Source organism: Bradyrhizobium altum, from assembly GCF_020889705.1.
GTDB classification, from domain to species: Bacteria; Pseudomonadota; Alphaproteobacteria; order Rhizobiales; family Xanthobacteraceae; genus Bradyrhizobium; species Bradyrhizobium altum.
This window is the reverse complement of record NZ_JACMYP010000384.1, coordinates 1-6,156: the sequence shown is the minus strand read 5'-3', so window position 1 is coordinate 6,156 and position 6,156 is coordinate 1. Positions and strand designations below refer to the sequence as shown.

Annotated in this window: 4 protein-coding genes and 2 pseudogenes; 1 reads left to right on the top strand and 5 read right to left on the bottom strand. The window is 63.4% G+C overall.

The features are described 5' to 3' along the window. The first annotated feature begins 324 nt into the window (after window positions 1-324). Entirely contained in the window at window positions 325-627 is a 303-nt protein-coding gene (locus H8B02_RS44300; protein WP_312001558.1) for a recombinase family protein, read from the top strand. Window positions 628-1,079: 452 nt separating this feature from the next. Here the strand turns inward: H8B02_RS44300 and H8B02_RS44295 are convergent, their stop codons facing one another. From H8B02_RS44295 to H8B02_RS44275, 5 genes and pseudogenes are all read right to left on the bottom strand, one after another. Beyond that, window positions 1,080-2,390: a type II toxin-antitoxin system HipA family toxin gene (locus H8B02_RS44295; RefSeq protein ID WP_229172061.1), complete on the bottom strand. Its 1,311-nt coding sequence runs from the start codon at window positions 2,388-2,390 to the stop codon at window positions 1,080-1,082. After that, window positions 2,387-2,680 (bottom strand): helix-turn-helix domain-containing protein, encoded by a 294-nt coding sequence (locus tag H8B02_RS44290; protein ID WP_229172060.1) that lies wholly within the window; start codon window positions 2,678-2,680, stop codon window positions 2,387-2,389. Before H8B02_RS44290 ends, H8B02_RS44295 begins: the two co-directional genes overlap by 4 nt. A 729-nt stretch (window positions 2,681-3,409) precedes the next feature. Then, a pseudogene (locus H8B02_RS44285) lies at window positions 3,410-3,601 on the bottom strand (type 2 isopentenyl-diphosphate Delta-isomerase); the annotation flags it as partial. Between the two features lie 28 nt (window positions 3,602-3,629). Next, window positions 3,630-4,532, bottom strand: a complete 903-nt coding sequence (locus H8B02_RS44280; protein ID WP_229172059.1) for a terpene synthase family protein — start codon at window positions 4,530-4,532, stop codon at window positions 3,630-3,632. Continuing rightward, window positions 4,529-6,078, bottom strand: a pseudogene (locus H8B02_RS44275) (hypothetical protein). The gene H8B02_RS44280 and the pseudogene H8B02_RS44275 overlap by 4 nt, the downstream one beginning before the upstream one ends. Between the last annotated feature and the right edge of the window lie 78 nt (window positions 6,079-6,156).

Here is a 6,156-nt window from a genome sequence, read left to right as displayed (position 1 = left end):
TGCAACATTTGGGCGCGAGTCTGAGCCTTCTCGACGAGAAGGTGATTCGCGATGACCCACCGACCGCTTCCAGGTCGCGTTGCGTATCGACCCCTGCCGACGTTGGCAAATCCACCCGGCCATCCCACGGCTGGCATTCCGCGCCTGTGGCCGAATCTATCGACCGCGACGCAAACCCAGGTTGCTCAAACGATCGCCGCGCTGATGCGGCGAATGCGAGCGATTCCCGGCACGCCCGGAAGGGGACTGGGTCGTGCTGATCAGCTCGAACATCGCTGACGAGCGGCTCACGACTGCGCACCGAGCCAAGTTGGCCTATGTCTCGTGCGGCAGTCATCCGTGAACCAGGTGCGCCAGCATCAGGAGAGCACCGAGCTACAGTACCGCCTTGTCGATCGTGCCATCGGTCTGGGCTGGCCGCCTGAGCGCGTTCAGGTGATTGACGAAGACCTGGGCAAGTCCGGTGCTGGCGGCGTGGATCGTCATGGTTTCCAGAAGCTCATTGCCGAGATCGGCCTTGGCAATGCCGGTCTTGTGGTGAGTCTCGACGCTTCTCGCTTGGCCCGCAATACCCGCCGCATCAGAACCCCATGCAAGACCAATATTAGGAATTCCCTCCACAACTGAGTACAACTGAGTAATGAATTGCCTGTCGTCGTTGGAGACTCGAAGCACATCGGTTTTTCCAAGTTCGATGATTTAGGTCTCAGAAAAGCCGAGCTACTGGTCACGAGATCTGAAAGCTCAGAACTTTGCCCGTGGCCGGCGTATATGCGTTGTACGCGGGCTTTCTTAATGGTGAAGATCAGTTTCGGGCCGAAGCATCACGTCGACTAGTCTCTACCTCGCACTTCCGAGGGGCTGCATATGATCGGCACAAGCTCCCGGGCCCATATCAACATTAACTAGAGAGGCGGGACGGCGAGCACGACTGTTGCCAGAATGGTCCACTCGATTCTTGTCAAGGCGGCTGTGGCCGAGATCCTTGGGCTGCATGACGGCGACAACGGCCTTGAAGATGGCGCCTCGCCCGTCCCCGGTCGCTGACTTCGGCGGCGGCCGCAAAAGAGCAACACAGGTCACGGCACCGGCGCGGCAGTCGCTCCGTATTGTTTCACGATTGCCTCGCAGCGTGCCGAAATGCCGTCCAGCATCGCGTCGAGCACCGGTTCTTTCAGTCCACCGGCCCGCGCTTCCTTCACGACGTCGCTCAGCGCGTGCGGTATCTTCTCAGCGAGCGCGACCAACCGCGCGATCATCTCGTCGGGATCCATCTGCATAAGCTTCGCCTGGCGCGCCCAATGCCGCGGCTGGATTTCGGAGAACTTGTAGTAGCCACCGATCTTCATAGCCATCCGCAGCCTGCGCCGCTCGTGTTCGTCGTCGTCGTAGGGCACGAAGCTCAGGACGTCGTACATCGGCGCGAGATACATCTTTCGCCCCGGAAGATGGACGACCGAGAAGTTCTTCGCGTGGGCGTCGGTACCGAGCACCAGGAAGTTGAACGCGATCATCTCGGCGAACCTCGCCTTCTCCGCCTCAGGATCGGTAGCATAACGCAGCACTTCGTTGGAGATCTGCTCGATCGAGGGACCGCCTTCGCTCTGGTACTTGGTGGCGGGATGCACACCGAGCGCCTGGCACATGTCCTCCTGGTGAAAGCGTCGGACCACTCCGTCGGTACCGATCTCGCGGTCGTATCTAGTAACGACGATCGCGATCTCTTCACCGAACTTTCCGACCTTCACTTCGGCTGACGTGATTCCTACGCGGCTCGCCAGACGCAGGCATGCGTATTCGTTCTCGATCGTGCCCCGGAGGTGAGGCATGGGCGGCTTGAGGATATGCGTGGTCGCGCGGCGGCCGCTCGGTACGCCCCACCTCCTTCCGTCGAACAGCAAGGCCATTTTTGGCTGCGCGCCGGCGAGGCTGAAGTGCCCCCGATCGCTGTCGCGACGTCCCGTCCACGTCCTCTCCTCGCGCAGGCGCTTGAGGCGGTTTGCGACCTCCGCTTCGTCTATCCACTGGACCTCAGCGGGCGAGCCGGCATTGGCGGCCATCCATTCGTCGGTAACGATCTGGATCGCGCCGGCGCAGTCTTCTCCGACCTTGGACAGCAGAGCGAACGCGCTGTTCGGCGATACGCCGTAGATCTGCCCCCACTTCTGCAGAGTCTGGTCATTGTCCGGAAGCAGATTCCAGAGATAGTTGGTCACCTCGGCGCCTGAGTGCTTCTTGGCAGCGAGAGGCAGGGACATAGAGAGCGGAATCTGGATCCTATCCGCCGCGAGCCAGCGGTCGGCATACGCGAGGCCGAGTACGCCGCTATCCATCTGCTCGAGGCGACCGATCGGGACGCCGCCCATCAAAACATTCAGGAATTTGCTCATCGGCCCGGTCCTTTGAGGAAGCTTGGCTCGTCCAGCGCGAGGTCACCGGTGTCCAAGGATTCGTCCCGAACGGACTTTGGAAAGCTGTCGATGCTCAGATTCACCCCCAGAATGGCCATCGCCTTGAGGACCGTCCCGAGGCTTGGGTTCTCAAGGCGGCCCGTCTCGAACTGGGAGATCCATTCCTGATTGGTTCCGAGCTTGACGGCGAGCTGCTTCTGGGTCAGCTTTCGCTCCTGGCGGGCCTGTCTCATGGCCAGTCCCACATCGTTGATTCTCTTCAAAATCATGGATGTCTCCTTTATTAGTTTTAGGAAATATAATAGGGATATGAGTTATACGCAATATTGCCGAAGTATTGGTTTTATCTCATAATCCAAAAATATGCCTTAAAACTAATATCGAAAACTAAGTTTCTTACCCGCGAAAAAGCTGGCGGCCGAGCCTGGCAGGAGATGTTACCGTTGTGACTTGAGTCATCTCCTCCCAGCCGCCGAACGAACGCTGCGCACCGACGACCTCGCCCATTTGCAAAGTACAGCAAGGAGCGCTGGGGTACGTTCTTTCAGGCCTCCTATAAGCTCGATTGAAAGACTCCATCTTCGCCCTCGCAAACTGCCTCTCGAGACATCCAAGCCTGCTGGTGAGCATCGAGGCCGCGCCAGAATTGGCGCCGTCGTCCCTAATATGACAGCTCGCGCCTTGCAGCGTCGACCGCATGCGTGGGGACACGATCTTGATCAGCATGGGCTTATCGTTCGATGGTGCTGCGATCTTTGGCGAGTCATTGCACGAGGAGCTCCGGTGAGCCGATCGAGGGTCCCCCAATGTTGCTGAGCACTGCTGATCCCTCTGCCGCGAAACAGGGGATCGACCTTGTGAAGGCTTGAGCGCTCAAATCGATGTCGGTGGCATACCATCACCAAGGAGGCCGGGTTTTCAGCTCCCGGAACGAATCGCTCGACCTGTCCGCCGGCTGCACTTTGATGGCATGCCACCGGTCATGGAGCTGATCAGCAGTCCAACTCGGGCAATGCGCAGTGTTCGAACCGGATGTACTCCCAGCCGGCGGCGACCATGGCCGGCGCCGTTCGCCGATCCAGCACGAGGTCCGGATGGTCGTCCTTGCGCCCGCTCAGGGCGGTGTCGCACATGCTCGCTCCATCCATCGCATCGGGCGGCGGCGTTGCGTCGGATCGAACCGACGGCAGCGCGCGCACGCCGCCATCTCCCGCGCGTTCAGGCCTGCGCACGCTGGCCTCCCCCCACAGCGTCGCTGCGGTAGCGGCTGGTCGAGGTCTGGTAGTACTGCGCGCGGATGGCCGCGATGGCTTCGATCAACGGTGCCCACGGCGCAGGAAAGCATTCTTCCGCCATCACCCGGTGCAACATGCGCGTATAGCCGGCCAGCTCGTCGTTGAGGAACTCCATCACAGGCATAGTCGGATAGCGTTCTAGCAGCAGGATCGCCGCGTTGTCGGCCTCGCCGCCCGACCTGTCCTTGTCGAGTCCATGCAGATCGTTCTGCAGGCGCCCTATTGCGGAGATGAGCCGCAGGACCTGGCGAAACGCCGGACGCTCGCGCAAGGTCGCCATGTCCAGCCCCCACAGCAACGACAGGCAACAGAACACGTTGGCGTAGGCGATCGAATCGGTGCCGTTGTGCAGGTACTCGGCGTAGGACCAGCGTTCCGCCCCTGCCGCCTGCGCGTGTCCGGCGCGCAGCGCCGCGCAGTAGCGCCGGGTATCGTCGAGAAGCTGAGCATAGTCGCGAGGATCGTAGGCGAGCGCGGCCAGCGATGCGCGCAGCACGGCGCAGCCCTCGAATCCGGGGAGCGCGCACGGCACACCCTGCCCCAGCGCCTGTTCTACCGCGGCGAGCTGCTCCGGCGCGATCAGGCCAAGGTCGTTGCAATCGTCGAGCCAGAACAGCAGCGCCAGTTCGCGATAGAACGCCACGGTCAGCGTTTCGTCCTGCGGATCGCGGCCGGTGCGGGCGCTGGTGTCGCGCAGGCTTGGATGGATGCGCTGCAGGATGTACTGGCCGCCCCTGACCGCTTCCACGGCATGCTCGTCGGCGAACCCGGTCAGGAAACGCCCCCACTCCAGCACCTGCTGCAGCGCGCGTTCGGTCTGGATCATGGCGCTGCTCCTGCTCTCTCGGCCATGACGCGCCGCCCCCAACGAAGCGCTAGCCACAAGCCGGCGAGTTCGGCCACGCGCACGACCCGGGTGGGGCAATACAGTTCCTTGCCGATCCACAGCGGCGTCCGCGGCAATGCATGCGCCGCATGGCGAGCAAGCATCCACTCCAGCGCACGCCCCACCGCCTGCGCGATGCGCCGGCGCCCTATAGGCTCTTCGCTGCCGTCCATCACGTGCAACGCGAACAGCGCATAGGCGGTTTCCTCGAATGTGGACGCGCGACCGGCACCCCAGCCGCCATCGTTGCGCTGCGCCTGCAGCAGCGCCGCCAGCGCGCGCTCGTCGCGCCACCGGGGCTTGCCTTGCGCCAGCGCAGCGACCGCATGCGCGGTGGGATACAGCCACGAAACGTGCCATTTTTCGTTGCCCCATAGACCGTGCGGGTTGCGATTGGCCTCGACGTAGGCGCTGGTGCCGGCAGCGGGCTTTCCCAACAGTCGCAACGCATGCAGGGCATGGATGTTGGTCGACACCGAGGCATTGCGCTCGCCGGGGAAGGTGACGAACAGCTCGCCGATTTCGAAATGACGCAACGCATCGACCGCCGGGTCGCGGCCTGCAAGGCGCAGGACGCACAATGCAACGGCGGTGTCGTCCGCATCGGCCGCGAAGTGCAAGGCCGGGCCCAGACCGCGCACGCCCAGGCGGGCGTCGAGCTGCGCGACGATCACGCGCACCGCCTCGGCGAGCGCGGGATGCGCGAACAGCCCGGCCAGATGCAGGGTGTACAGCGACCAGCATGGCTCGAACACATTGATCGGCCAGACGTTAGGAACGACACCTTCGATGCCGCTGCGCGTCGCCCGCGATGCCGCCTGCAGGTACGCGTCGCGCGCCCGACCTTCGGCATGCTCCCCTGTGTCACGGCGTGCACACGCCACGCGGCGGTGGCCGCCGGACTGATGCCGATGCTGCCGTCGTCATCCGGGCATGCGGTGGTCGGCGACGTCCCCCAGGCTTCCCAGGAGTGCAGCAACGGATGGCCGCTCGGCAACGTCGCCACCGCCCCCAGCTTGACCAGGCGCGCTTGCCGCAACGGAAACAGCGCCGGGTGGCGCGGAAACGCCACGCCGCCCAGCAAGGATGAGGCCTCGCCGCAAAGCTGCGGCAGGATCAGCTCCGCGCCGATCGGCGCGTCTTCCGGCACCGCATGCGCGTAAGGATCGGGCTGGCGCTGGAGGAACCGGGTTGCAGCCTGGACTGCGTCGGCAGCGCCGGGAAGAGGATCGGCACGCTGCAATGCCAGCAACGCCGCCCATGTGGGCGCATGGCGGAACAGCGGGAAGTCCGCGTTTCCCCATCCGCCATCGGCCTGTTGCTGCGCGATGAGCCACGCGTATGCGTCCTGCCGACCGGTGACGTTGCCGTGGAACTGCAGAGCTCGCGCCGTGTCGTAGACGGACGGACCGACGCTGCCGCCATCGCTCATCTCGCTCAGCAGGTGGCGCAATTCGGAAAGGATCTGTTCGGACAGCGCGTGCACGCGGGATGTTCCTTCTGCAGGCGGTTGACGAGAAGCAGGATCGGCGGACGCCGCGCACGTCGCCGCAGGCCCGTCGCG